Below are 25,172 nucleotides of genomic sequence, written 5' to 3' on the forward strand. Positions count from 1 at the left end.
GTTCGGAACGGGAAAACCGGATCCACTTTTCGCTAGCGCGGCCCGCTGGGGCCGCACTATGCGATGGCAATCCCGACCCGCTTGATCTCCCATTCGAGCTCCACGCCCGACATCTCGCGGACGCGGCGGCGGACCTCCTCGCCGAGACCCTCGATGTCGGCCGCGGAGGCGGAGCCGTGGTTGATCAGGAAGTTGCAGTGCATCTCGGAGACCTGGGCATCGCCCACACGCAGCCCCCGGCAGCCTGCGGCGTCGACCAGCTCCCAGGCCTTGCGGCCCGGCGGATTCTTGAAGGTGGAGCCGCCCGTGCGGGTGTTGACCGGCTGGGTCGAGGAGCGCGCCTCGGTGATGGCGTTCATCTCGGCGAGGATCTCCTCCGGGTTGCCCGGACGGCCCTCGAACAGGGCCTCGGTGAAGATCACGTCGTCGGGCACGGAGGAATGGCGATAGGTGAAGCCCATCCGGGCGTTGGTGAAGGACACGGTCTCGCCCGTGCGGGTCACGCCCTTGGCCTCGACGAGCACATCCTTGGTTTCGCCGCCATAGGCGCCGCCGTTCATGCGCAGGGCCCCGCCGATGGTACCGGGAATGCCGCGCAGGAAGGACAGGCCAGCGATGCCGGCCTCCGCCGCCGCGCGCGCCACCTTCACGTCGGGAGCGCCGGCACCGGCGCGCACGCGAAGGCCGGGCTCCACCGACATCTCGGCGAAGCCTTTCCCCAGGCGAATCACCACACCTTCCCATCCGCCGTCGCGGATGAGGAGGTTGGAGCCGAGGCCCACCACGAGAACCGGCACGCTGCGGTCGAGGCGCTGCAGGAAATACGCGAGATCGTCCGCGTCCACCGGCGTGAACAGCACCTGCGCCGGGCCGCCCGTGCGGAACCAGGACAGGGGCGCCGTCGGCGCATTCGCATCCAGCTTGCCCCGCAACTCGGGCATGCGGGCCTTCAGGTCGGCGGTGATATCGGCAAACATCAGGCCGCCTTCTCGCCCAGAGCCTCGAGCTCGGTCGGAAGCGCATAGGCCCATTGCGTGATGTTGCCGGCACCGAGGCAGATCACATAGTCGCCCGGCTTCGCCACGCCCTTGACGAGACCGGCGAGCTCTTCCGACCTCTCCAGCGCCATCACGTTGCGATGGCCGCGGGCTTTCAGGCCCGACACGAGGCCGTCGCGGTCGGCGCCGGGGATCGGCTGCTCGCCCGCCGCATAGACCGGCGCGACGATGACCGCGTCCGCATCGTTGAAGCAGGTGCAGAACTGATCGAACAGGGACGACAGGCGCGAATAGCGGTGCGGCTGCACTACGGCAATGACCTGACCGTCCGTGGAAGCGCGGGCGGCTTTGAGCACCGCGGCGATCTCGATGGGGTGGTGGCCGTAATCGTCGAAGACCGTGACGCCGTTCCACTCGCCCGTGCGGGTGAAGCGGCGCTTCACGCCGCCGAAGCCGGCAAGCGCCTTGCGGATCGCATCGGGCGAGACGCCGAGCTCATGCGCCACCGCGATGGCCGCCGTGGCGTTGAGCGCGTTGTGCGCGCCCGGCATGGGCAGGACGAGGTCTTCGAGCTCGAGGCGGAAGCCCGGGCGGCGATCGCGGATCATCACGCGGAACTTGGTCTGCCCGCCGCGCGGATCCACATCCATGATCCGCACGTCGGCCTGCGGGTTCTCGCCATAGGTGATGATGCGACGGTCCTCGATGCGGCCCACGAGGTCCTGCACGGTCGGATGGTCGATGCACATGACGGCAAAGCCGTAGAACGGGATCGAGTTGATGAAGGAGTGGAACGAGTCCTTGATCGCGTCGAAGGTGCCGAAATGGTCGAGATGCTCAGCGTCGATGTTGGTCACGATGGCAACATCCGCCGGCAGCTTCAGGAAGGTGCCGTCGGATTCATCCGCCTCCACCACCATCCACTGACCGTCGCCCATGCGGGCGTTGGTGCCATAGGCATTGATGATTCCGCCGTTGATCACTGTGGGATCCAGGCCGCCGGCATCGAGCAGCGTTGCGACCAGCGAGGTCGTGGTGGTCTTGCCATGGGTGCCGGCCACCGCCACGCAGGACTTGAAGCGCATGAGCTCGGCCAGCATCTCGGCGCGGCGCACCACGGGCAGGCGCTTCTCGCGGGCGACGACCAGTTCCGGGTTGTCGCGCTTGATGGCCGTGGAAACCACGACGATCTCGGCATCGTCCACGTTCTCGGCCTTGTGGCCGATGAAGGTCTTCATGCCTTTGTCGGCCAGCCGCTTGACGTTGTAGTTGTCGGCGGCGTCCGAGCCCTGAACCGTGTAGCCCAGATTGTGCATGACCTCGGCGATGCCCGACATGCCGATGCCGCCGATGCCGATGAAATGAATGGGGCCTAGCTTCGGCGGCAGTTTCATGGGCTTTTTCCGTTATGATTCGCAGAAATGAGGGTGAGGACGGCCTGAGCCAGGCGCTCCGCCGCATCCGTGATGCTGGCGCTATGTGCGGCGGCGGCGGCTCCCGTCAAGCGGTCAGGCTCTTGAAAGAAGGCTTGAAGCTCGCCGGCCAGCCGCTCAGGGGTGAAGTCCGATTGCGGGCAAACGATGGCGGCTCCCAGATCGCCTAAGGTTTTGGCATTGGCCGCCTGGTCCTGATCGAGGGAGCCCGGCAGGGGCACGAGGATCGAGGGGCGGCCGATTACGGCCAGTTCCGCCACGGTCGAGGCGCCGGAGCGGGAGACCACCAGATGAGCCTGGGCCAGCCGGTGCGGCAGGTCCTTGAAGAAGGGCTCGGCCTCGAATTCCACATTCATGCGCCGGTAATGGTCGCGAACCCGCTCCAGATCCTCGCCCCGCGCCTGCTGGGTGACGGCGATGCGGGATCGAAGCTCGGGCGGCAGAAGCCCGATGGCAGGCGGCACCACGTCGCTCATCACGCGGGCGCCCTGGCTGCCGCCGACCACGAGAAGGCGCAGCTTGTCCCCCGGACCCAGCGGGGCATAAGCCTGCTTCGCCGCCTCCAGGACCGCCGGACGGATCGGGTTGCCGGTATGGATGGTCTTGCCCGGCACCTGGGCTGGAATGCCCTTGGTGTCGGCGAAGCCCATGGCGATCACGGTGGCGCGGCGGGCGAGCAGGCGGTTGGCCCGCCCCATCACGCCGTTCGCCTCGTGGATCACGGTCGGGACCTTGAGGAGTGAGGCGGCGATGACCGGCGGCACGGTGGGATAGCCGCCGAACCCCACCACCACGGCGGGCTTCATCCGGCGGATCGCCGACATGGACTTCAGGGTCCCCTGTCCCAGCATGAACGCGGCCTGCGCCATCTTCGGGATGGAGCGGCCCGAGGGAGTGGCGGAGGGAATCTCGACGATCTCGTCGGCCGGGAACGAGCCCGCATAGGCATTGGCGCGCTTATCGGTGGCGAGTGCCACGCGAGCACCAGACGCCTTGAGCGCATTGGCAAGCGCCTCGGCCGGAAACAGATGACCGCCGGTGCCTCCGGCGGTCAGGAGGATGAGAGGCGCGTTCATCCTCAAACCCGATCCTGGCCGAAATGATCCATCATCTCGGCGCGCGGGCGACGCCGCGTGAGTGCGATGAGGAAGCCCATGCCGATGGCCAGCGACAGCAGCGAGGAGCCGCCATAGGAGATGAAGGGCAGCGTCATGCCCTTGGCCGGCATGAGGTGCACGTTCACCATCATGTTGATGCAGGCCTGCAGGCCGAACATGAAGATGAGGCCCGTGGCCGCAAGGCGGCAGAAGGTATCCTCGTTGCGGCGGGCGAGCGTGAGGCCGCGCAGCACGATGAAGGCGAAGACCATGAGCAGCGCGATGCACACGATGATGCCGAACTCCTCCGCCGTGACGGCGAAGATGAAGTCGGTATGCGCGTCGGGCAGGATGCGCTTGACCGAGCCTTCGCCTGGGCCGCGCCCGAGCCAGCCGCCGCGGGAGAAGGATTCCATGGCCGTGTCGACCTGGAACGTGTCGCCGGAATCCTTGTCGAGGAAGCGCTCGATGCGGGCGCGCACGTGCGGCAGGAACTGATAGGCCGCGCCGATGCCCACGAGTCCGCCTGCGCCGAGACCCATCACCCAGAACCAGTGCAGGCCGGCGACGAAGAACAGGCCGCACCACACGATGGTGACGAGCATGGTCTGACCGAAATCAGGCTGCAGGATGAGCGGGATGATGGTGGCGGGCAGAAGCAGGAAGGCCAGCAGCGTGCCCGGCACGTCCTTGCGCCGCGCGCCTTCCGAGAAGGCCCAAGCCGAGAGCACCACGAAGGCAGGCTTCACGAACTCCGAGGGTTGGAGACCAAGCGGGCCGATCATGATCCAGCGATGAGCACCCTTGATCTCGGGACCGTACTGGAACGCGAGCAGGATCAGGACCATTCCCGCCGCATAGACGATGAGAGCCAACCGCCGCAGATGGCGCAGAGACAGGAACGAGACGCTGACGATGATCAAAAGAGCCGGGACGAGGAACATCACCTGCCGGTTCACGAAATGAAAGGTGGAGAGCCCGAGCCGCTCCGCGACGGGCGGGCCGCCCGCCATGAGGAAGACAAGGCCTGCCAGCATGAGAATGGCGAGGCCTGCGAGGAGCGAACGGTCGACCGTCCACCACCAATCGCCGAAAGCCGAGCGTTCCGCGCGTGACACCATCTTCAAGCCCCCCTGGCTTCGATGCCGGGTAATGCCCGGACCAGATCGCGGAAATGGTTTCCGCGCACTTCGTAATTGGCAAATTGGTCGTAGGACGCACAGGCCGGCGACAGCAGCACGACGGCGTGTCTGCCCAGCGCCTGCGCATCGGAGGCCGCCTGCTCCACGGCCTTGTCGAGGGTGCCGCAATGGACGTGCGGAACGTCGGCGCCGAGCGTTCCGGCAAATTCATCCGCAGCGGCGCCGATGAGATAGGCCTTGCGGACCTTAGGAAAATAGGAGGTCAGCGGCTCGATGCCGCCTTCCTTCGCCTTGCCGCCGAGAATCCAGAAGATGTCGTCGAAGGACTTCAGTGCCTTCTCGGTGGAGTCCGCGTTGGTGGCTTTGGAATCGTTGATGTAGAGGGTTGACCGAATGCGACCGACCTCTTCCATGCGATGCGGCAGTCCCGGGAACGTATGAAGGCCGGAGCGGATCGCTTCCGGCGAAACGTTCAAAGCGAGCGCGATGGCGACAGCCGCAGCGGCGTTCTGAGCATTGTGAGCGCCGCGAAGCGTACCGATGCCCGACAGATCGGCGATCGGAGCAGCATCGGCTCCCGTCACGCCCACAAGCGTTTCGCCATCCGCAAAGACCCCCTTTACCCCAAGCGGCTCGACCGAAATCCGGGCAACGTTCACGCCCTTGGCCTCGCAGGCATCGGCGATCGCGCGGCTCATCGGATCGTCGACGCCGATGACCGCAAGGCCCGCTTTCGCCACCAGCCGCTCCTTGATCGCCGCGTAAAGCTCCATCGTCCCATGGCGGTCGATGTGGTCGGGCGAGAGGTTGAGATGGACGCCGATGGTGGGGTTGAGCGAAGGCGCGAGATCGATCTGGAACGAGGAGCACTCGATTACATGGATGCGATTGTCCGCCGGCGGCGCGAGCGAGAGGATCGCCGTGCCGATGTTGCCGCCCATCTGCACGTCGCGGCCCGCCTCCCGCAAGATATGCGCGATGAGGGCCGTGGTGGTGGATTTGCCGTTGGTGCCGGTGATCGCCACGAAGGGCGCATTCGGGGCGATCCTGGCCCGCTCGCGGCAGAACAGTTCGATGTCGCCGATGATCTCGATGCCGGCGTTACGCGCCAGCTTCGCCGACCAGTGAGGCTCCGGATGGGTGAGCGGCACGCCGGGCGACAGGATGAAGCACGAGAACTGCTGCCAGTCGACCTGGCGCAGGTCGGCAGTCTCGATGCCCTTCCCTTCCGCTTCGGCCATCTTCGCCGGATTGTCGTCGCAGGCGATCACCCGCGCCCCACCCTCCTTCAAGGCAAGCGCCGTCACCAGCCCCGAGCCGCCGAGGCCGAAGAGGGCGACTGTCCTGCCTGCGAAGGTGGTGACGGGAATCATGCTTTTTACCGGAGCTTGAGGGTGGCGAGGCCGGTGAGGGCCAGAATGACGGCGATGATCCAGAAGCGGATCACCACCTGCGGCTCGGTCCAGCCCATCTGCTCGAAGTGGTGGTGGATCGGCGCCATCTTGAAGACGCGCTTGCCCGTGAGCTTGAACGACGTGACCTGGATGATGACGGACAGGATCTCCAGCACGAACAGGCCACCCACGATGGCCAGCACGATCTCGTGCTTGGCCGCAACCGCAATGGCGCCGAGCATGCCGCCGAGCGCCAGCGAGCCCGTGTCGCCCATGAAGATCTGCGCCGGCGGCGCGTTGAACCAGAGGAAGCCGAGGCCAGCCCCGATCAGCGCGCCGCAGAGCACGGCAAGTTCGCCGGTGCCGGGCACGAAGTGGATCTGCAGGTAGTTGGAGAACACTGCGTTGCCGGCGAGATAGGCGATGAAGCCGAAGGTACCGGCCGCGATCATCACGGGCACGATGGCCAAACCGTCGAGACCGTCGGTGATGTTCACCGCGTTGCCGGCGCCGACGATCACGAAGCCGGCGAAGATCACGTAGAACCATCCGAGGTTCAGGATCAGATCCTTCGAGAAGGGCAGAGCCAGCTTGTTCGCCAATCCTGGCGTGGCCATGTAGGAGATCGCCAGGCAGGCAACGACGGCGATGATCGCCTCGATGGTGAGACGGGAGCGGCCGGAAAAGCCCTTATGCGACTGCTTCGTCACCTTCAGGTAGTCGTCATAGAAGCCGATGGCGCCGAAGCCCACGGTGACGAACAGCACGATCCAGACATAGTGGTTCTCGAGGTTCGCCCACAGCAGCGTCGAGACGAGCACGCCCGCGAGGATCATCAGGCCGCCCATGGTGGGCGTGCCGCGCTTCGTCAGAAGATGCGATTGCGGTCCGTCCTCGCGGATAGGCTGCCCCTTGCCCTGGCGCACGCGCAGGAGCGAGATGATCGCCGGGCCGAACAGGAACACGAACAGCATGCCCGTGGCCGTCGCGCCCCCGGTGCGGAACGTGATGTAGCGGAAGATGTTGAGGGGGCTGAAATAGGGGCTGAGCTCAGCCAACCAGGTTAACATCGATTATCCTTTCAGCGCGTGGGCCGCTGGGCTCGCGCCGTAACGTTCTTTCAGAGCTTTGACAACCAGGGCCATCTTCATGCTGAGCGAGCCCTTGACGGTGATTGCATCGCCGGGCCGAACCGCCGCGCTGACCGCGTCGACCAGATCGGCGGAGGTATCCGCATGAGCGGCCACAAGTGCTTTCGGCAATTCGTCCACGAGGTTCTGCATCAGGGCACCCGCAGCGAAGACCAGATCGATCCTGTTGGTGTGCACCGCCTCTGCCAATTCCGCGTGAAGTCGCGGCCCTGTCTCGCCCAATTCCTTCATGTCGCCCAGCACGGCAATCCGCCGCGCCCCGCGGCCGAGTTCCACAGCCCCGAGATTGGCCAGCGCGGCGCGCATGGAGGCCGGGTTGGCGTTGTAGCTCTCGTCGATCAGCAGGGCCTCGCCCTCACCGATCGCCAGCATGGTGCGCTCGCCGCGCCCGACCGGCGGCTTGAGCTCCGCGAAGGAGAGCGCCACCAGCGCCAGGTCGGCGCCGAGCGCATGGGAGGCTGCGAGAACGCTCAGGGAATTGAGCGCGTGATGGCGGCCCGCCGTGCCGATCCTGTAGGTCAGGGGCTGGCCGAAGATCGTGGCGTCGACCACCGAGTGGTCGGGCTTCACGATGATGCGGTTCGCGCGGATATCCGCCGCCTCGTGCTCGCCGAAGCTGATGATGCGACCCGCAGCGGAGGTATGGGCATGGGCGCGCATGCGCTCGAAATAGGCATTGTCGCGGTTGATGACCGCCGTGCCGCCGGGCTCCAGGCCTGAAAAGATCTCGCCCTTGGCGTCAGCAATGCCCCAGAGCGAGGGAAAGAACTCGATATGGACCGGCTCGACCGTGGTGATCACCGCCACATGCGGGCGGACCATGCCGGTGAGCGGCAGGATCTCGCAGGCATGGTTCATGCCGATCTCGAACACCCCGAACTCGGCTTCCCGCGGCATGCGGGCGAGCGTGAGCGGCACGCCCCAATGGTTGTTGTAGGAGGCAACCGAAGCATGCGTCGCGCCCTGGCGGGAGAGCGCAAGGCGCATAGCCTCCTTCGTGCCGGTCTTGCCGACCGAGCCGGTGACGGCGACGATCCTGGCATTCGTGCGCTTGCGCGCGGCACGGCCCATCTGGCGCATGGCCTCGAGCACATCGGGCACCACGATCAGCCTGTCGGAGCCCGCGAATTCAGGAGCCTTTTCCTCTGACACGATTGCCGCGGATGCCCCCTTCTCCAGGGCCGCCGGCACAAAATCGTGGCCGTCATGCACGTCGCCCTTGATGGCGAAGTAGAGATCGCCGGGCTCGAGCGTCCGCGTGTCGATGGAGGCCCCGGTCGCCTGCGCGAAGCCGCTGCCGATGCGGGCGCCTGTGGCGGCTGCGATCTCGTCCGATGTCCAAAGGGGCGAATTCATCCCTGCCTCGCTGCAATGGCCGCCCGGACCTCGTCGTGGTCCGAGAACGGCAGGGTCCGGTCGCCGATGATTTGGCCCGTTTCATGGCCTTTGCCGGCCACGACCAGAATATCGCCCTGGCGAAGCTCGCTCACGGCGGTGCGGATGGCTTGAGCGCGGTCGCCGATCTCTCGAGCGCGCGGCGCAGCTTTCATGACCTCGGCCCGGATGGCGGCAGGATCCTCGGAGCGGGGATTATCGTCCGTGACGATGACCACATCCGCCTTGTCGTTGGCGATGCGGCCCATGAGCGGGCGCTTGCCCCGGTCCCGGTCGCCGCCGCAACCCACGATGCAGAACAGCTTTCCCTTCACGAAGGGGCGCAGGGCATCGAGCACATGGGCGAGGGCATCGGGCTTGTGAGCATAATCGACGATGCAGATGGCGCCATCCACCTCGCCCACCTGCTCCAGCCGGCCGGAGACACCCCTCAGGGTCTTGAAGCCCTCGAACACCTCGGCCGCCCTGCCCTCGCCTTCGACCGCCAGCACGAGAGCAGCCGCGACGAGGGCGTTCTCGACCTGGAAGGCGCCGAGGAGCGGCAAGGTTGTCTGGATCGTCGTCCCATAAGCTTCAATGGTGAGCGCCTGCGTGAAGCCTTCCCCGCGCGCCTCGACGAGACGGATGGTCTCGCCCATGCTGCCGGTGGTGATGACCTTCAGGCCGCGGTTTTGCACACCATGCAGGAACACGTCCGCATAGGGACCGTCCGCGTTGATGATGGCCGGTGCGTCCTGCGGCAGAAGCGTATCGAAGAGGCGAAGCTTCGCCGCCGCATAGGCTTCCGTGGTGGCGTGATAATCGAGGTGGTCGCGGCCGAGATTGGTGAAGCCTGCAGCACTCAGGCGCACCCCGTCGAGGCGGCGCTGGTCGATGCCGTGCGACGAAGCCTCCATGGCAAGGCGCGTGACGCCGTCACCTGTCAGGCGGTCGAAGGTCTGGTGCAGGGAAATCGGATCGGGGGTGGTGAGCGAACCGTAGGCCGCACCGTCCGACGTGATGATGCCGAGGGTGCCGACGCTCGCGGATTTGTGGCCCAGATGAGCGAAGAGCTGACGTGTGAAGTCGGCCACCGAGCTCTTGCCGCTCGTGCCCGTGACGGCGACGACCTTCTCGGGCTGCCTCGGATGGAACCGCGCCGCCGCGAGAGCCAGCGTCCGGCGCACATCCTTCACCGGCACATAGGCGACGTGCTCCGGCAGATCGATCGGTCGCTCGGCCTCGCCCACGATGGCGACCGCGCCTGCGGACGCTGCCTGAGGCACGAAGCTCATCCCGTCCACTTTGGTGCCGGGCACGGCGAAGAACAGGGTGCCGGGCTCCACCTTGCGGCTGTCGGAGGCGATCTTCGATACGGAAAGGGACGCCTGAGCGTCGCCTGCCGGGATGTCGAGAAGTTCGCCGAGAGACATGGTCTGCGCGCTCATCGGTTGCTGCCCCAGGCGCCGAGGCGCGACATGAGCGGGAAGGGCTGAGCCGGCGGCTCGAAGCGCGGCGGCACGCCGAGCAGGGGCGCGATGCGCTCGATGATATTGCCCGTCACGGGAGCTGCGTTCCAGCCTGCCGTCGAGAAACCATAGGTGCCTTCCACTGCCTGCGGCTCGTCCAGGATGGTCAGGAACACGTATTTCGGCTTGTCGGACGGCACCACCGCCGTGAAGGTGGTGAGGTTCTTGTTCTTGGCGTAGCGGCCGCCGATCACCTTCTCGGCGGTGCCGGTCTTGCCGCCGACGAAGAAGCCGGCGATCGAGGCATTGCCCGCCGAACCTTCCGGTGTCGACGCGTTGAGGCGCATCACATAGCGCATGGCCTCGCTGGTCTCCGGCTTGATGACCTGCAGGGCGTTCTGGCGCGCTTCTTCCTCCGAGCGCTTGAGGACGGTCGGCTTGATCAGCGCGCCGCCATTGACCAGCGCACCCACGGCCATGAGAGCCTGGAGCGGCGCGACCGCAAGACCATGGCCGAAGGCGATCGTCATGGTGTTGAGCTCGCCCCAGCGCGGCGGGATGATCGGCAATGCGTTCTCCGGCATCTCGGTCTCGAGCCGGGAGAGCTGGCCCATCTTGCGCAGGAACGCCTTGTGACCCTCGACGCCGATGCCGAGCGCCATGCGGGCCGTGCCGATGTTCGAGGAATGCACGAACACTTCCGGCGTGCTGAGAACGCGCCGGGTCGGATGGTAGTCGCCGATGGTGAAGCGGCCGTAGCGCAGGCCTGAGCGCGCATCGAAGGTTGAGTTGATGTTGTACTTGCCGGAATCGAGCGCCATCGCGACGGTGAGCGCCTTGAAGGTCGATCCCATCTCGAACACGCCGACATTGATGCGGTTGATCCGGTCCTTGTCGAGGGCATCGACCGGGTTGTTGGGATCGTAGTCGGGCAGCGACACGAGGGCGATGATCTCGCCCGTGTTCACGTCTAGGATCGCACCCGCCGTGGCCTTGGCCTTGAACTTCGCCATGCCTTTCGCCAGCTCGTCGCGAAGGGCGTGCTGCACGCGCAGGTCAAGGGAAAGCTGGATGGGCTTCAGGTCGGCCGCGGAGATGTTGAAGCCCGCGCCGTTGAGGTCCTGCAGGCCCATGCTGTCGATGTATTTCTCGATTCCCGCGATGCCGACGTTGTCGACGTTGGCGAAGCCGAGCACGTGGGCGGCCGCCTCTGCGTTGGGATAGACGCGCTTGTTCTCAGGCAGGAAGCCGATGCCGGGAATGCCGAGACGGTGCACCTCCGCCTGCTGGCGCGGCGTGATCTCGCGCTTGACCCAGACGAAGCCCTTCTTCGTGCCGAGCTTGTTGCGCAGATCCGTGGCATCGAGGTCGGGAAGCACAGCGGTGAGGAGCTCGACCGCCTCGTCCTTGTCGACGATGTTGCGCGGCTCGGCGAAGACCGACACCATCTTCACGTCGGTGGCGAGGATCTCACCGTTCCGATCGACGATGTCGGGACGCGCGGCGGAGATTTCGGATGATGCCGCACGACGCACTTCGCTCGTGTTCTCGCTGGTCACCGCGAGGTGGACAAGGCGTCCGCCGATCAGCCCGAACAGGCCGACGAAGCACACGGCCGCGAGACCGACGCGCGACGTGCTCTTGTCATGGCGCAGGCGAAACAGCTCGCGGGCGTGGCCGAGAACGCCGCGCTTGGCACGTCGCGCGGACAAGTGGCCCCGGTCTTCCGCTTCATACGACGTGCTGTTCAAAGGAGTGAGCATCGGATTCGTCCCAAAAGTGGAATCCACTTTTGGGTCCGATGCTCCATGGGTGGTTTCACCCTGCCATTCGGTTTGGGGCTCTTGCGACACGAGGCTCACCGTTTCGGAGTTTGAGTCGTCGGGGTGCGGGCGTCCGAATTCCTGTCCTTCGGAGTCGAGGTCGGCTCGAGCAATCCGAGAGCCTCGAGCTTGCGGCCGATCTCATCCTCGCGGGAGGGACGGTTCGGCAAGTCGGACAGACGCGCGAGCTGCTGGATCTTCAGAGCCTGCAGATCGAGGTGCTTGTCGGCAGCCTCCTGAAGGCGGTCGGGGCGATCGAGGTATTGCCACTCGGCCTGGAGCACGGCGATGGCCTCGCGCTCGCGGCCCACCTGCGCCTTCAGCTTCGCCACCTGCTCCACATAGTAGAGGGTCTCGTACTTGATCGAATAGGCGTAGCCCGCCGATGCGATGAGGGCGGATATCGCGATGATATGGAGCAGTCGGATCACCGGCGCCCTCCCTTCTTCTCGGACGTTTGCGGCAGTTCGGCCAACATGGTGATGGCGCTCAAAGGTTCCTGCGGCGGCGTATCCGTGCGTACCCCGGCCCGCAGCTTCGCCGAGCGTGCCCGCGGATTGCGCGCCATCTCCTGCTCGGTCGGGGTGACGGGACCGCGGGTGATCGCATCGAAGGTGGCTTCCGGTGCCGCTGCTGTCGGCAGATGACGCGAGCCGGTGGGCGCGCGTCCGGTGCGGGCGGCGAAGAACTGCTTCACGATGCGGTCTTCCAGCGAATGGAACGTGACGACCACGAGACGTCCGCCGGGCTTGAGTACGCGTTCGGCCGCGTGGAGGGCGCGGGCCAGCTCGCCGAGTTCGTCGTTGACGGCAATCCGCAGCCCCTGGAACACCCGAGTGGCGGGATGAATCCCGCTGGGTTCCTGGCGGATCAGCGAGGCCACGAGATCGGCGAGCTGCCGCGTGTTCTCGAAGGGCTGGCGCCGCCGTGCCTCGATCACGGCGCGCGCGACGGCTCGGGCGCGCCGCTCCTCGCCATAATGATAGAAGATATCCGCAAGTTCGGCCTCGGACGCCTCGTTGACCAGGTCCGCCGCACTGGGGCCCGACTGCTCCATGCGCATGTCGAGCGGACCTTCGTTGCGGAACGAGAAGCCGCGTTCAGCCTGATCGAGCTGCATGGACGACACGCCGATGTCGAGCACGATGCCGTCGACGTTCTCGAACCCCTGCTCGCGTGCGATTTCGTCGAGGTCGCCGAAGCGCCCGGGCACGAGGATCAGGCGTTTCTTGAATTTGGCCGCGAGTGCTGCTCCGCCTGCGATCGCATCGGGATCGCGGTCGATGGCAATGACCTTGTTGTGCGGATGGGCGTCGAGAATGGCGCGCGTGTAGCCGCCCGCGCCGAACGTGCCGTCGATGAAAACGCCACCGCGACTTACATCGAGTGCCGTGCCAACCTCCGCCAGGAGAACAGGAACGTGACGGGACGGTCCGCCAGCGGCTCCGGCTCCTGGGCCGTCGCCGCGTCCCATCATCGCTCCCGTACTCCTGGTGAGGTGTTCTGCACTAGCCTCGGTTCCACAACTCGATTGCCCAACGCTTTCTTCAGGTCTCGGACCTTCGTGCGCGCCTCCTCCAAGTGCGCACGGAAGCGCTCGGGCTCCCAAATCTGGAACTTGTGACCAAGTCCGACGAACGTCACCGTATCGCCGATCCCGGCATGGACTTTTACCGTATCCGTCAGGATGACACGCCCCTCCGGATCGACCTTCAAAATCTCGCTGGTCCCGAACAATGCCGTCGACAGCTGATCCCGCTCGTCCGAATAGGGCGACAGCGTCGACAAGAACGCATCGATCTCGTTCAGAAGCACGTTGCCGCCTGCGTCCAGCGCCGGCGCGTCCAGCGCCGGATGCACGTAGAGCCCCTCGAATCCATCCCGGGCCAACACGGCCCTGAAGGATGCGGGGATCGAGACGCGACCCTTCGAATCCAACTTGTTGTTGAAATTGGACACGAAGCGGTTCATTGGCCGCAGCTCGCACGCTCCTGATTGTCAGCCCCCCGGCGGATCTTGACGATCCGCCACCCGCTCTCGGTGGGGACGCTACTTTCCGAAGCAGAACGGCAGCACTTCTCGGGTGCTTGACGCCCTCTTCGGAAGACACCGTCGACGGGATGGTTTGGGATAACATGGGATATAATGGTCGTCAACGGAACGGAGAGGGAGCGCAGGCCTCTTGGCATGCGTTCCCCATGAGACGCATTTACGGTTAATGAATCGTAAGCAGAGCAAAGCTTTGCTCACGATTCATGCAAAATCCGGCCTGTGGAAAGATGGGGTCAGCCGGCCTGTAAGCCGGGTTCTGTAGGGCCCAAGGTCTAAGACCCTGGACGTGGCGACCATTCCTCTGGGACGATCATTGCTGACCGCCTCTAGCAACCAACCCGGACGACCAGCCTGGAAGCAGGCCTGGCGCGAACGCCTGTCGTCCCTATTCGGTTTTGCTCCTGGTGGGGTTTACCATGCCGTCCGCATTGCTGCGTCCGCGGTGCGCTCTTACCGCACCCTTTCACCCTGACCCCGGGGTCCGAAGACCTTGCGGGGCGGTCTGCTTTCTGTGGCACTTTCCCTAGGGTTTCCCCCGCCGGACGTTATCCGGCACCTTGCTTCCATGGAGCCCGGACTTTCCTCCCCGAGCTGAACTCGAAGCGGCCGCCCGGCCGGCTGACGGAGGGGATGTGGTGCCAAAAGGGTCCTGCCGTCAAGGCCAGCCGATCAATCGGCTGCGGCCGTGATCACCTTCACCTTGGCGCAATAGGCCCGGGACGCTGCGGTCATGGTCTGGGTACGGTGGCCGAACTGGTAACGCAGGATCGTGCCGCAGGTGTCCCCTCCGGCAAGCCTGTAGGCGGTGGCCAGATATTTGAGGCCATAGCGGAGATTCGTTTCCGCATCGAAGAGACCCGCGGCGGGACCTTGGTAGCCCAGTGACTGGGCCGTGCGGACGTTGATCTGGGTGAGGCCGACGTTCGGGCCGTTGCGCGCGCCGACATTATAGCGGCTCTCGAGCCGTACCACGGCATCGGCCAGATCGTAAGGCACCCCATTCTCGGAAGCATAGCGGGCGATCAGAGGCTTGAGCGCTCCGGCACGAGCCGTGTCGGACCTGTGGACCCTGGACCCGACAGACGCCGCAGGGAGGGACGCGGTCTCCTGGTCGGCTTCCTTCGGCACCACTGCTGCCCTTGCGGTCTTCTCGGGCAGGCCCGTTTCCACCTTGGCTGCCTGGATCTTGGCGCCCTTGGATGCCTCCTTCGGCTTTTTCTTGTCCGCTCCCTTTGCGTCCTGCTCCGACGCTTCCACCGCAGAGGCCTCGGCAGCCACTTCCTCGGCGAAGGCTGCCGCTTCCGCTGCCGCCGCGCCGAGGAACTCCTCGGCCCTGTCAGGCGAGATGGGGGCCTCCCCTCCCTCGGCCCGGGCCTGTGATGCCAAGGACAGCGCCGCTGCGCCAAGGCCTGCAATCGCCAGCGTTCTGAGGAAGTGTTGCCAAGTCAAACCGAAACTCCATCCGGATATACCCGTAAGGGCGCGGTGGGTGACGGCGAAATGAGGCGAAGATGTGACGCATTCGGCCGCATTTTTGTTCAGAATTCGTTCAAGCTTGACCGTGTTCCCTCTGCGGCGCTTGGCTTTTCGGCCATGATTCTAGCCTTGGGAGAGGACGGTTTTTCATCCGGCGGGCTCGAATTTTTCGTCCCCTCCGGGGGATGGGAGGAACTCTTTCTCCGCACAGGAGTTGGCGACTGCGTAAGGTCAAGCTAAACAGGGCTGCCTCTAGCCCGCTCAACAACAGGGAAGCCTCCATGAAGAAGATCATGACAGCCATTGCCGCCGGTGCCCTCACCCTCTCCATGGCAGCCTGCAATACTCCTGGCGAGCGAGCAGTCGGCGGCGCTGCGGTCGGCGGCCTTGCTGGCGCAGCCATCGGCGGAGCGGCGACCGGCCGTGCGAGTGGCGCGCTGGCCGGTGCGGCCATCGGTGCAGCCGGCGGTGCTGTCGTCGGCGCAGCCACGACTCCGCGCGGCCCGGCATGCCCCTACGGCACCTACCAGGACGTCTACGGCAACGTGTACTGCCGCTAATCTCGCCTGAAAGCGAATTTAAGGGGCCGAGACATTCTCGGCCCCTTTTCTTTTTCCTGCACTTGAGCGTACCACTTACCTAAGATGATTCAGTCCATTTGGGGTAAGCTCAGTGGTGCCGGCATCGGGCTCGCGTTGGGCGGGCCGATCGGCGCTCTCCTGGGCGGCGTAGCCGGCCATGTTCTCGTCGACCGCGAAGGCGCTTTGTTCGGAAAGCCGCCGCGCGACGTCGTTTTCACCATGGGGCTTGTGGCGCTCGCCGCCAAGATGGCGAAGGCCGATGGTGTCGTGGTCGACGTGGAGGTCCGCGCCTTCGAGCAGATCGTCGAAGTGCCCGACAGCGAGCACGAACGCGTCGAGCGCCTGTTCAACCTTGCCATGCAGACCTCGGACGGGTTCGAGGCCTACGCCCGACAGATCTACGAAGAGTTCAACGAGGAGCCCGCGCTTCTGGAGGACGTGCTCGACGGCCTGTTCCACATCGCCAAGGCCGACGAGGCCGTTCACGAGGCGGAATACGCCTATCTGAAGGACGTGGCGACGATCTTCGCCTTCTCGGACACCGATTTCGAGCGCATCGCCGCCCGCCACGTGAAGCGCGAGGACGATCCCTATTTCATTCTCAAGGCCGAGCGGAGCATGAGCGACGAGGAGCTGAAGCGGCACTACCGCAGGCTCGTCGCCGACAACCACCCCGACCGGGAGATCGCCCGCGGCCTGCCGCCGGAGGCCGTGAAGATCGCCACCGAGCGCCTTGCCACCATCAACGCGGCCTGGGAACGCGTCGCCGCCGAGCGCAATCTCAGGTGACCGCATGAGCGCGCTGACACCGGAAAGCCCCCTCGCCGCCAAGGTGTTTCCGTCTCCCAATCACGGAGAGCGCAAGAACGGTCAGCGCCCGACCATGCTCATCCTTCACTACACGGGCATGCCGGACGAGGGCGAAGCCCTGCAGTGGTTGTGCAATCCGGTCTCGCAGGTCTCGGCCCATTACTTCGTGTTCGGCGACGGTCGCGTGCTGCAGCTGGTGCCGGAATCGCGCCGCGCCTGGCATGCGGGCCTCTCCTCCTGGGACGGGGAGATCGACATCAATTCGTGCTCCATCGGCATCGAGATCGCCAATTCCGGTCATCCGGGCGGCCTGCCGCCCTTCCCCGAGGGACAGATCGAGAGCGTGGCTGCGCTGGCGAAGGACATCGTCACCCGCTGGCGCATTCCGGCAACCCGCGTGCTCGGCCACTCGGATGTGGCCCCCGGCCGCAAGGTCGATCCCGGCGAGCTCTTTCCGTGGAAGATTCTGCACGAGGCGGGCGTCGGCCACTGGGTCGCGCCGGCCGCGACCAGCGACGGCCGCTTCTTCTCGCGCGGCGACCAGGGCATGCCCATCGAGGCCCTGCAGGCCATGCTCGTGATGTACGGCTACGGTTTGAAGATCAACGGCACCTTCGACGAGGATACGGAGAAGGTGGTGACCGCCTTCCAGCGCCATTTCAGGCCCGAGCGCGTCGACGGCGTGGCGGACGCCTCCACCATCATGACCCTGCGCAATCTGATCGCAGCCCGGCCGCAAGCGGCCACATGACAAAGAGTTAACTCGCAACGCTATAGGAAATCGGCCACAATCGCCCCTGATGACACCCCATGTCCTGCAGAGGGTTTTTCGTTGCGACGCGTCTGGTTGTGGTTGATCGGCATTCTTCTGGTGACGGGAGGCGCAGGCTTCGTGCTGTGGAAGCCCACGGGCAGCAACGCCTCAGACCAGTCCTATCGCCTCGGGACGGTGGATCGCGGCCCGATCACCGCGAGCGTGCGGGCGACCGGTACCCTCAACCCCGTCACGACGGTTCTCGTCGGCTCGCAGCTTTCAGGCCAGGTGGTCGAGATCATGGCCGACTACAACACGCCCGTAAAGGAGGGCCAGGTGGTGGCCCGCCTCTATGCGGAGCAGATCAAGTCGCGCCGGGAGGCCGCGCTGGCGGACCTCGCCCAGGCGAAAGCCGATCTCGACACCAAGCGCGCCCAGATCGACAAGGCCCGCTCCGCGCTCCAGCGCGCCGACGCGCAGGCCGCGGACCTTCGGGCGCAGCGTGAACGCACGCAGGCCCAGCTGGAGGAAGCCCGGCGCGGTCTCGAACGGCAGACTGAACTCAACGCGCGTGCGGTCGGAACCCAGACGGCGCTCGAGCAGGCCCGCACCCAGGTGGAGATCCAGACGGCGAATCTCGCCTCGGCCGATGCGCAGATCGCGTCCAATCGGGCGGAGGCAGCGGGCCTCGGAGCCGATCTCGCCCTTGCAGAGGCCGGCGTGAAATCCGCCGAGGCGATCATTCTGCAGCGGCAGGCCAAGCTCAAGGACATCGAGATCGATCTTGCCCGCACCGAGATCAAGTCGCCGGTCGACGGCGTGGTCGTGAAGCGCGAAGTGGAGCTCGGTCAGACGGTGGCCGCCTCGCTCTCCTCGCCCACCCTGTTCACCATCGCGCAGGACCTGAGCGAGATCGACATCTACGCCAATATCGACGAGGCGGATGTAGGTCGCCTCAGGGAAGGGCAGAAAGTGTCCTTCACGGTCAACGCCTATCCGAACCGCACCTTCGACGGCAGGGTGCGCATGGTGCGTCTTGCCGCGCAGACGGTGCAGAACGTGGTGACCTATACGGCGGTCATCAGCGTGCGCAACCGGGACCAGGCGCTGCTGCCCGGCATGACGGCAAATCTCCAGATCATCACCGACGAGCGCGAGGACGTGCTGCGCATCCCGAATGCGGCCCTGCGCTTCCGGCCCGCCACCACGATGGCAACGACCGAGGCAAGAGACGCTACGACGGATGAGCAGACGCCAAGAAGGCGGCCTCGTCTGCCGGATGAGCAGGCCGGCAACGGCGAGGGAAGGAGCGCGGCGCCGGATGGCCAAGGACCGCGTCGGCGGCCCCGTGGCGAACAGGCTCAGTCCCTTCAGGACGAGGGTACCAGAGCACGCATCTACCGTGTCGGATCCGACGGCAATCCGCAGCCCCTCCCCGTGCGGCTTGGCGTGACCGATGGAGCCTATACGGAGATCCTTCGCGGCGACCTGCAGGAAGGCGCTGCCGTCATCATCGGTGCGCCACGCGCTGATGCGGCAGGCGATGCTACGAACGGCGGCGTCAATCGCCGCCCGCGCCCGCCGCGGATGTTCTAGGAACGCGTGCCGTGGCTCTCATCGAAACGCGCGATCTCAGCCGGGTCTACGATCTCGATGCCGGACGCGTCGTGGCGCTCGACGGCGTGTCCCTCCACATCGACCAGGGCGACTTCGTCGCCGTGATGGGACCGTCCGGCTCGGGCAAGTCCACCTTCATGAACCTGATCGGCTGCCTCGACCGCCCGACGGGGGGCCAGTACCGGCTGGCGGGCACCGCCGTCGAGAGCCTCGATGCGGACGGCCTGGCGCGCCTGCGCAATCGCGAGATCGGCTTCGTGTTCCAGCAGTTCAACCTGCTGCCGCGCGTGGATGCCCTGGGCAATGTGGAACTGCCCATGATCTACGCGGGCTTCGACCGCAGAACCCGCCGCGAGCATGCCCTGAAGGCGCTCGGCCGGGTCGGGCTTCAGGATCGTGCCCATCACCGCCCGATGCAGTTATCCGGCGGGCAGCAGCAGCGCGTGGCGATTGCGCGGTCTCTCGTCAACAGCCCGAGTCTGCTTCTTGCCGACGAGCCGACCGGCGCTCTCGACAGCCGCACGGCGAACGAGATCATGGCTCTGTTCCAGGAACTCAACCGCGAGGGCGCCACCATCGTTCTCGTGACGCACGATGCGGAGGTGGGTCGCCACGCACGCCGGCTTGTCCGCTTTCGTGACGGCCGCGTAATCGAAGATCGTGTCCAAACGCCCGTCGATGCCCGCGACCTCGCACCGGAGGCCGCCGAATGAGGCTGATCGAGGCGATCCGCTCCGCGCTCTCTGCCATCATGGCCAATGCGCTGCGCAGCCTGCTCACCATGCTCGGCATCGTGATCGGCGTGGCGGCCGTGATCGCCATGGTGGCCATCGGCTCCGGCGCGCGCAATCTCGTCGACCAGCAGATCCGCTCGCTCGGCGCCAACCTGGCCATCGTCACGCCCGGCAACGTAACGCAGGGCGGGGCACGCCTTGGTGCAGGCGCCGCCTCATCGCTGACCGACGAGGACGCGCAGGCGATCCGGCGTGAGATCGACGGCGTGGTGGCGGCCGCGCCCTTCGTGCAGGGCGGCGCGCAGGTGGTGGCTGGCGGCAGCAACTGGGGCACGCGGATCTACGGCATCGATAGCGACTGGTTCTCAGCCCGCGAATGGGATGTCGCCACCGGCCGCACCTTCGATCCGGAGGAGGTCCGCCGCGGCGACATCGTCATCCTTCTCGGCCAGACCGTGGCGCGCAACCTCTTCGGCGAAGACGATCCCGTCGATCAGATCGTGCGCGTGCGCAACGTGCCCTTCCGGGTCATCGGCGTGATGGCCTCGAAGGGCCAATCGGCCTTCGGCCAGGATCAGGACGACGTGGTCTTCGTGCCGCTCGATGCAGGCCGCCGCCGCGTGATCGGCCGCAATTATGCCAAGGACGGCTCCGTCGGGTCGATCTTCGTGAAGTTCGCCAATGAGAGCGACATCGAGCCGGGCATCGAGGGCATGTCGGAGCTGCTGCGCCAGCGCCACCGCATCACCGCTGAACAGGAGGACGATTTCTCGATCCGCAACCTGACCGAGATCGCCAACACGGCTTCGGCCTCCGCCAATACGTTATCGATGCTGCTCGCGGCCGTCGCAGCCGTGTCACTGCTCGTGGGCGGCATCGGCATCATGAACATCATGCTGGTCTCCGTCACCGAACGCACCCGCGAGATCGGCCTGCGGCTCGCCGTCGGTGCCCGCCCGCGCGACATCCTCAGCCAGTTCCTCATCGAGGCGACGACGCTCTCCACCATCGGCGGAGCGCTCGGCATCGCCCTTGGCGTAGGCGCCGCCTATCTCGTGGCGCAGCTCGCCGGCTGGCCCTCACTCGTATCGACGAATGCCATCCTCATGGCCGTGGGCTTCTCGGCGCTGGTGGGCATCTTCTTCGGGTTCTATCCGGCTCAGCGCGGGGCAAAGCTCGATCCGATCGAGGCGTTGCGGCGGGAGTAGTTGTCATAATACGTCATCCCGGACGAAGCGCAATGAAGATCCGGGATCGCAAGACCAATCCAGCAGTGTCATTCCGGGGCCACGCAGCGGAGCCTGGAATCCATAAACACGAACTCTGTTGAGTTGCCTAGGGAAGCCGCTTTGTCCTGTCCTGCGCCGTCAGCGGTTATGGATTCCCGCCTTCGCGGGAATGACAATGTCGAGGTTCCAGCACCACACTGATCCAGCGATCCCGGGTTCTGCTCCGCAGCCCCGGGATGGCGGCCAAGAATTACTCCGCCGCCATCACCCGATAGCTTGCCGGATCGTAGTTGAGGATGGGGCTGAGCCAGCGCTCGACCTCCGTCACGCTCATGCCCTTGCGCTCGGCATAATCCTCCACCTGATCGCGCTCGACCTTGGCCACGCCGAAGTAGTAGGACTGCGGATGCGACAGGTAGAGGCCCGACACGGACGAACCCGGCCACATGGCATAGGATTCCGTGAGCTTCACGCCAATGCGGCGCTCGGCTTCGAGCAGGCTGAACAGCGTCGCCTTCTCCGTGTGGTCGGGCTGCGCCGGATAGCCGGGAGCCGGGCGGATGCCCTGGTATTCCTCGCCGATCAGACCATCACCCGTGAGATTCTCGTCCGGCGCGTAGGCCCAGAATTCCTTGCGCACGCGCTCGTGCATGCGCTCGGCGAAGGCTTCCGCGATGCGGTCGGCCAGCGCTTTCACCATGATCGAGCGGTAATCGTCGTTGGCACGCTCGAACCTCTCCGCGATCCGCACCTCCTCGATGCCGGACGTCACCACGAAGGCGCCGATCCAGTCGGGCTTGCCGCTCTCGACGGGCGCCACGAAGTCGGATAGGCACACATTCGGCTTGCCGTCGCGCTTGGAGAGCTGCTGGCGCAGGCCGTGGAACGTCGCTAGATCGTCCTTGCGGCTCTCGCCGGTGAAGAGCCGGATGTCGTCGCCGACCGCATTGGCCGGCCAGAAGCCGATGATCGCCTTCGGGTTGAACCAGCGCTCCTCGACGAGCTGCTTGAGCATCCCTTGCGCGTCTTCCCAGAGCTGGCGCGCGGCCTCGCCCTGCTTCTCGTCCTCGAGGATTGCCGGGAAGCGTCCCTTCAGCTCCCAGGTCTGGAAGAACGGCGTCCAATCGATATAGGGAACCAGCTCGCCCACATCGTAGCTGCGGAACACGCGGGCGCCGGTGAAGGTGGGCCTCGGCGGCTGATACGATGCCCAGTCGAAGGCCAGCCGGTTGGCGCGCGCCTTCTCGATGGGGAGGCGCTGCTTGTCGGCCTCCGAGCGCGCATGCGCATCCGCCACCTTCCGGTACTCGGCCCGGAGCGTCTCCACATAACCGTCCTTCATGTCGGGGGAGAGCAGCGATGACACGACGCCGACGGCGCGGCTCGCATCCGTCACGTAGACCGCCTGGCCCTTGTGGTAGTTCGGGTGGATCTTCACCGCCGTATGCACGCGGCTCGTGGTCGCGCCACCGATGAGCAGCGGAATCTCGAAGCCTTCGCGCTCCATCTCGCTCGCCACGTTCACCATCTCGTCGAGGGACGGCGTGATGAGGCCCGAGAGGCCGATCACGTCTACGTTCTCCCGGCGTGCCGTCTCCAGGATCCTCTGGGCCGACACCATGACGCCGAGGTCGATGACCTCGTAGTTGTTGCAGGCGAGAACCACGCCGACGATGTTCTTTCCGATGTCGTGCACATCGCCCTTCACGGTCGCCATCAGCACCTTGCCGGCGGCCGAGCGCTCAGTTGAGCCGCTGGCTTTCTTCTCGGCTTCCATGAACGGCATGAGATAGGCGACCGCCTGCTTCATCACGCGGGCGGACTTCACCACCTGCGGCAGGAACATCTTTCCGGCGCCGAAGAGATCGCCCACCACGTTCATGCCGGCCATGAGCGGGCCTTCGATCACGTGCAGCGGACGCTCGACCTCTTGGCGTGCCTCCTCCGTATCCTGCTCGATGAACTCGGTGATGCCGTTGACGAGGGCATGCTCGATGCGCTTCCCGACCGGCCACGAACGCCATTCGAGATCGGCAGCCTTCACGGCACCTGAGCCATCGCCCTTGAAGCGCGGAGCCGCTTCCAGCAGGCGCTCCGTGGCATCGGGACGGCGGTTGAGCACCACGTCCTCGCACAGCTCACGAAGTTCCGGATCGATCTCGTCATAGACCGCGAGCTGGCCGGCATTGACGATGCCCATATCCATGCCGAGCCTGATGGCGTGGAAGAGGAACACCGAGTGCATGGCCTCGCGAACGGGCTCGTTTCCGCGGAACGAGAAGGACAGGTTCGACACGCCGCCGGAGATATGGGCATGCGGCAGCGTCTCGCGGATAATCCGTGTCGCCTCAAGGAAGTCGACGCCGTAGCCGTTGTGCTCCTCGATGCCGGTTGCCACTGCGAACACGTTCGGATCGAAGATGATGTCTTCGGGTGGAAAGCCCACCTGCTCGGTTAGGATCTTGTAGGCGCGGGTGCAGATCTCGACCTTGCGCTCCAGAGTATCAGCCTGACCGACTTCATCGAAAGCCATCACCACGACGGCGGCCCCATAGGCGCGGCAGATTCTCGCCTGCGCGATGAAGGCCGCCTCGCCCTCCTTCATGGAGATCGAGTTCACGATGGCCTTGCCCTGGATGCACTTGAGACCCGCCTCGATCACGTGGAACTTGGACGAATCCACCATCACCGGCACGCGGGCGATGTCGGGCTCGGCGGCCACGAGGTTGAGAAACTCCACCATGGCCTTCTCGGAATCGAGCAGGCCCTCGTCCATGTTGACGTCGATGATCTGCGCGCCGTTCGCCACCTGATCGCGCGCCACATCGAGGGCGGCAGCATAGTCGTTGTTGGTGATGAGCTTGCGGAACTTGGCGGAGCCGGTGACGTTCGTGCGCTCGCCCACGTTCACGAAGGGAATGTCTGAGGTCAGCGTGAACGGCTCGAGCCCCGACAGGCGCATGAGCGGCTGCATCGTCGGAACCCTGCGCGGCGCCTTTCCGGCCACAGCCTCCGCAATCGCGCGGATATGCTCCGGGGTCGTGCCGCAACAGCCACCGACCACGTTCACGAGACCGGCATCGGCGAACTCCGCCAGCATCGAGGCCGTGGCTTCGGGGCGCTCGTCATAGAGACCGAACTCGTTCGGCAGACCAGCGTTCGGATAGGCGCAGACGAGGGTGTCGGCGACCCGGCCGATCTCCTGGACATGCGCCCGCATCTCGCGCGCGCCAAGCGCGCAGTTGAGGCCGATGGAGAAGGGCTCCGCGTGGCGCACGGAATACCAGAAGGCCTCCGGCGTCTGGCCCGAGAGCGTGCGGCCGGAGAGATCGGTGATCGTGCCCGAGATCATCACGGGCAGCTTCACGCCTTTCTCAGCGAAGACCTGCTGCGTGGCCACGATGGCGGCCTTGGCGTTCAGCGTATCGAAGATGGTCTCGATCAGAATGATCTCGGATCCGCCGTCGACGAGCCCCCTCACCTGCTCGGCGTAAGCCTCGCGCACCTGATCGAAGGTGACGGCGCGGTAGCCGGGGTTGTTCACGTCGGGCGAAATGGAGAGGGTGCGGTTCGTCGGACCGACGGCGCCGGCCACGAAACGGCGGCGACCATCCTCCTTCTCGGCGATCAGCGCGGCTTCACGGGCGAGGCGCGCGCCGTCGAAGTTCAGCTCGTAGACGATCTCCTCCATGCCGTAATCGGCCTGGGCGATGGAGGTGCCGGAGAAGGTATTGGTCTCGACGATGTCCGCGCCGGCGCGGAAGTAGTCGAGGTGCACGCTGCGCACTGCATCGGGCTGCGTGAGGATGAGCAGGTCGTTGTTGCCCTTGACGTCCTGCTTCCAGTTCTTGAAGCGCTCGCCCCGGAAGTCCTCTTCCGAGAAGCGCGAACGCTGCAGCTCCGTGCCCATGGCACCATCGAGCACGAGTATCCGCATCGAAGCGGCTTCCCGGAGCGCCTTGAGCACGTCGGGACCATTCGCAGGGCGAGGAGTGAACGCAATCATTCGATCTGTTCTCTTTGCATCGCGGCCGGTTC

Annotated in this window: 20 protein-coding genes and 1 other RNA gene; 6 read left to right on the forward strand and 15 right to left on the reverse strand. The window is 65.6% G+C overall.

Going from position 1 to position 25,172, the window contains the following annotated elements; all coding sequences use genetic code 11:
- Nucleotides 1–56: 56 nt before the first annotated feature.
- From murB to AC0QTX_RS00620, 14 genes are all read right to left on the reverse strand, one after another.
- Nucleotides 57–980 (reverse strand): UDP-N-acetylmuramate dehydrogenase, encoded by a 924-nt coding sequence (gene murB / locus AC0QTX_RS00555; protein WP_474602077.1) that lies wholly within the window; start codon nt 978–980, stop codon nt 57–59.
- A complete protein-coding gene (murC, locus tag AC0QTX_RS00560) occupies nt 977–2,392 on the reverse strand; it encodes a UDP-N-acetylmuramate--L-alanine ligase (protein ID WP_474601864.1) in 1,416 nt (471 codons plus the stop codon). Before murC ends, murB begins: the two co-directional genes overlap by 4 nt.
- Nucleotides 2,389–3,513 carry an undecaprenyldiphospho-muramoylpentapeptide beta-N-acetylglucosaminyltransferase gene (murG, locus tag AC0QTX_RS00565; protein WP_474601865.1) on the reverse strand — a complete coding sequence of 375 codons (1,125 nt, stop codon included), beginning with the start codon at nt 3,511–3,513 and terminating at the stop codon, nt 2,389–2,391. The genes murC and murG overlap by 4 nt, the downstream gene beginning before the upstream one ends.
- Nucleotides 3,510–4,649, reverse strand: a complete 1,140-nt coding sequence (locus AC0QTX_RS00570; RefSeq protein ID WP_474601866.1) for an FtsW/RodA/SpoVE family cell cycle protein — start codon at nt 4,647–4,649, stop codon at nt 3,510–3,512. Before AC0QTX_RS00570 ends, murG begins: the two co-directional genes overlap by 4 nt.
- 2 nt (nt 4,650–4,651) lie before the next feature.
- On the reverse strand, nt 4,652–6,043 hold the full coding sequence (gene murD / locus AC0QTX_RS00575; RefSeq protein ID WP_474601867.1) for a UDP-N-acetylmuramoyl-L-alanine--D-glutamate ligase: 1,392 nt from the start codon (nt 6,041–6,043) through the stop codon (nt 4,652–4,654).
- Between the two features lie 5 nt (nt 6,044–6,048).
- Nucleotides 6,049–7,134 carry a phospho-N-acetylmuramoyl-pentapeptide-transferase gene (mraY, locus tag AC0QTX_RS00580; RefSeq protein WP_474601868.1) on the reverse strand — a complete coding sequence of 362 codons (1,086 nt, stop codon included), beginning with the start codon at nt 7,132–7,134 and terminating at the stop codon, nt 6,049–6,051.
- 3 nt (nt 7,135–7,137) lie between these two features.
- Entirely contained in the window at nt 7,138–8,571 is a 1,434-nt protein-coding gene (locus tag AC0QTX_RS00585) for a UDP-N-acetylmuramoylalanyl-D-glutamyl-2,6-diaminopimelate--D-alanyl-D-alanine ligase (RefSeq protein WP_474601869.1), read from the reverse strand.
- Complete coding sequence (locus AC0QTX_RS00590; RefSeq protein WP_474601870.1) at nt 8,568–10,037, reverse strand: UDP-N-acetylmuramoyl-L-alanyl-D-glutamate--2,6-diaminopimelate ligase; 1,470 nt, start codon at nt 10,035–10,037, stop codon at nt 8,568–8,570. The genes AC0QTX_RS00585 and AC0QTX_RS00590 overlap by 4 nt, the downstream gene beginning before the upstream one ends.
- Nucleotides 10,034–11,821: a peptidoglycan D,D-transpeptidase FtsI family protein gene (locus AC0QTX_RS00595; protein WP_474601871.1), complete on the reverse strand. Its 1,788-nt coding sequence runs from the start codon at nt 11,819–11,821 to the stop codon at nt 10,034–10,036. The genes AC0QTX_RS00590 and AC0QTX_RS00595 overlap by 4 nt, the downstream gene beginning before the upstream one ends.
- 95 nt (nt 11,822–11,916) lie before the next feature.
- Nucleotides 11,917–12,312 carry a cell division protein FtsL gene (gene ftsL, locus AC0QTX_RS00600; protein WP_474601872.1) on the reverse strand — a complete coding sequence of 132 codons (396 nt, stop codon included), beginning with the start codon at nt 12,310–12,312 and terminating at the stop codon, nt 11,917–11,919.
- Complete coding sequence (gene rsmH, locus AC0QTX_RS00605; RefSeq protein WP_474601873.1) at nt 12,309–13,358, reverse strand: 16S rRNA (cytosine(1402)-N(4))-methyltransferase RsmH; 1,050 nt, start codon at nt 13,356–13,358, stop codon at nt 12,309–12,311. Before rsmH ends, ftsL begins: the two co-directional genes overlap by 4 nt.
- Nucleotides 13,355–13,852 carry a division/cell wall cluster transcriptional repressor MraZ gene (gene mraZ / locus AC0QTX_RS00610; protein WP_474601874.1) on the reverse strand — a complete coding sequence of 166 codons (498 nt, stop codon included), beginning with the start codon at nt 13,850–13,852 and terminating at the stop codon, nt 13,355–13,357. Before mraZ ends, rsmH begins: the two co-directional genes overlap by 4 nt.
- A 310-nt stretch (nt 13,853–14,162) precedes the next feature.
- Nucleotides 14,163–14,555, reverse strand: an RNA gene (gene rnpB, locus AC0QTX_RS00615) — RNase P RNA component class A.
- Between the two features lie 47 nt (nt 14,556–14,602).
- A complete protein-coding gene (locus AC0QTX_RS00620) occupies nt 14,603–15,382 on the reverse strand; it encodes a transglycosylase SLT domain-containing protein (RefSeq protein ID WP_474601875.1) in 780 nt (259 codons plus the stop codon).
- Between the two features lie 308 nt (nt 15,383–15,690).
- Between AC0QTX_RS00620 and AC0QTX_RS00625 the strand changes: the two genes are divergently transcribed.
- The 6 genes from AC0QTX_RS00625 to AC0QTX_RS00650 all read left to right on the forward strand — a co-directional run bounded on the left by AC0QTX_RS00625 (nt 15,691) and on the right by AC0QTX_RS00650 (nt 21,113).
- Nucleotides 15,691–15,969, forward strand: coding sequence for a glycine zipper domain-containing protein (locus AC0QTX_RS00625; RefSeq protein ID WP_474601876.1), 279 nt, complete (start codon nt 15,691–15,693; stop codon nt 15,967–15,969).
- An 84-nt stretch (nt 15,970–16,053) separates the two neighbouring features.
- Nucleotides 16,054–16,779, forward strand: coding sequence for a TerB family tellurite resistance protein (locus AC0QTX_RS00630; protein WP_474601877.1), 726 nt, complete (start codon nt 16,054–16,056; stop codon nt 16,777–16,779).
- Between the two features lie 4 nt (nt 16,780–16,783).
- A complete protein-coding gene (locus tag AC0QTX_RS00635) occupies nt 16,784–17,551 on the forward strand; it encodes an N-acetylmuramoyl-L-alanine amidase (protein WP_474601878.1) in 768 nt (255 codons plus the stop codon).
- Between the two features lie 81 nt (nt 17,552–17,632).
- Complete coding sequence (locus AC0QTX_RS00640; protein ID WP_474601879.1) at nt 17,633–19,150, forward strand: efflux RND transporter periplasmic adaptor subunit; 1,518 nt, start codon at nt 17,633–17,635, stop codon at nt 19,148–19,150.
- Between the two features lie 11 nt (nt 19,151–19,161).
- Complete coding sequence (locus AC0QTX_RS00645; protein ID WP_474601880.1) at nt 19,162–19,884, forward strand: ABC transporter ATP-binding protein; 723 nt, start codon at nt 19,162–19,164, stop codon at nt 19,882–19,884.
- On the forward strand, nt 19,881–21,113 hold the full coding sequence (locus AC0QTX_RS00650) for an ABC transporter permease (protein ID WP_474601881.1): 1,233 nt from the start codon (nt 19,881–19,883) through the stop codon (nt 21,111–21,113). The genes AC0QTX_RS00645 and AC0QTX_RS00650 overlap by 4 nt, the downstream gene beginning before the upstream one ends.
- A 271-nt stretch (nt 21,114–21,384) precedes the next feature.
- Here the strand turns inward: AC0QTX_RS00650 and metH are convergent, their stop codons facing one another.
- Complete coding sequence (metH, locus tag AC0QTX_RS00655; protein ID WP_474601882.1) at nt 21,385–25,140, reverse strand: methionine synthase; 3,756 nt, start codon at nt 25,138–25,140, stop codon at nt 21,385–21,387.
- Nucleotides 25,141–25,172 lie beyond the last annotated feature (32 nt).

The organism is Microvirga sp. jy35, from assembly GCF_056148915.1.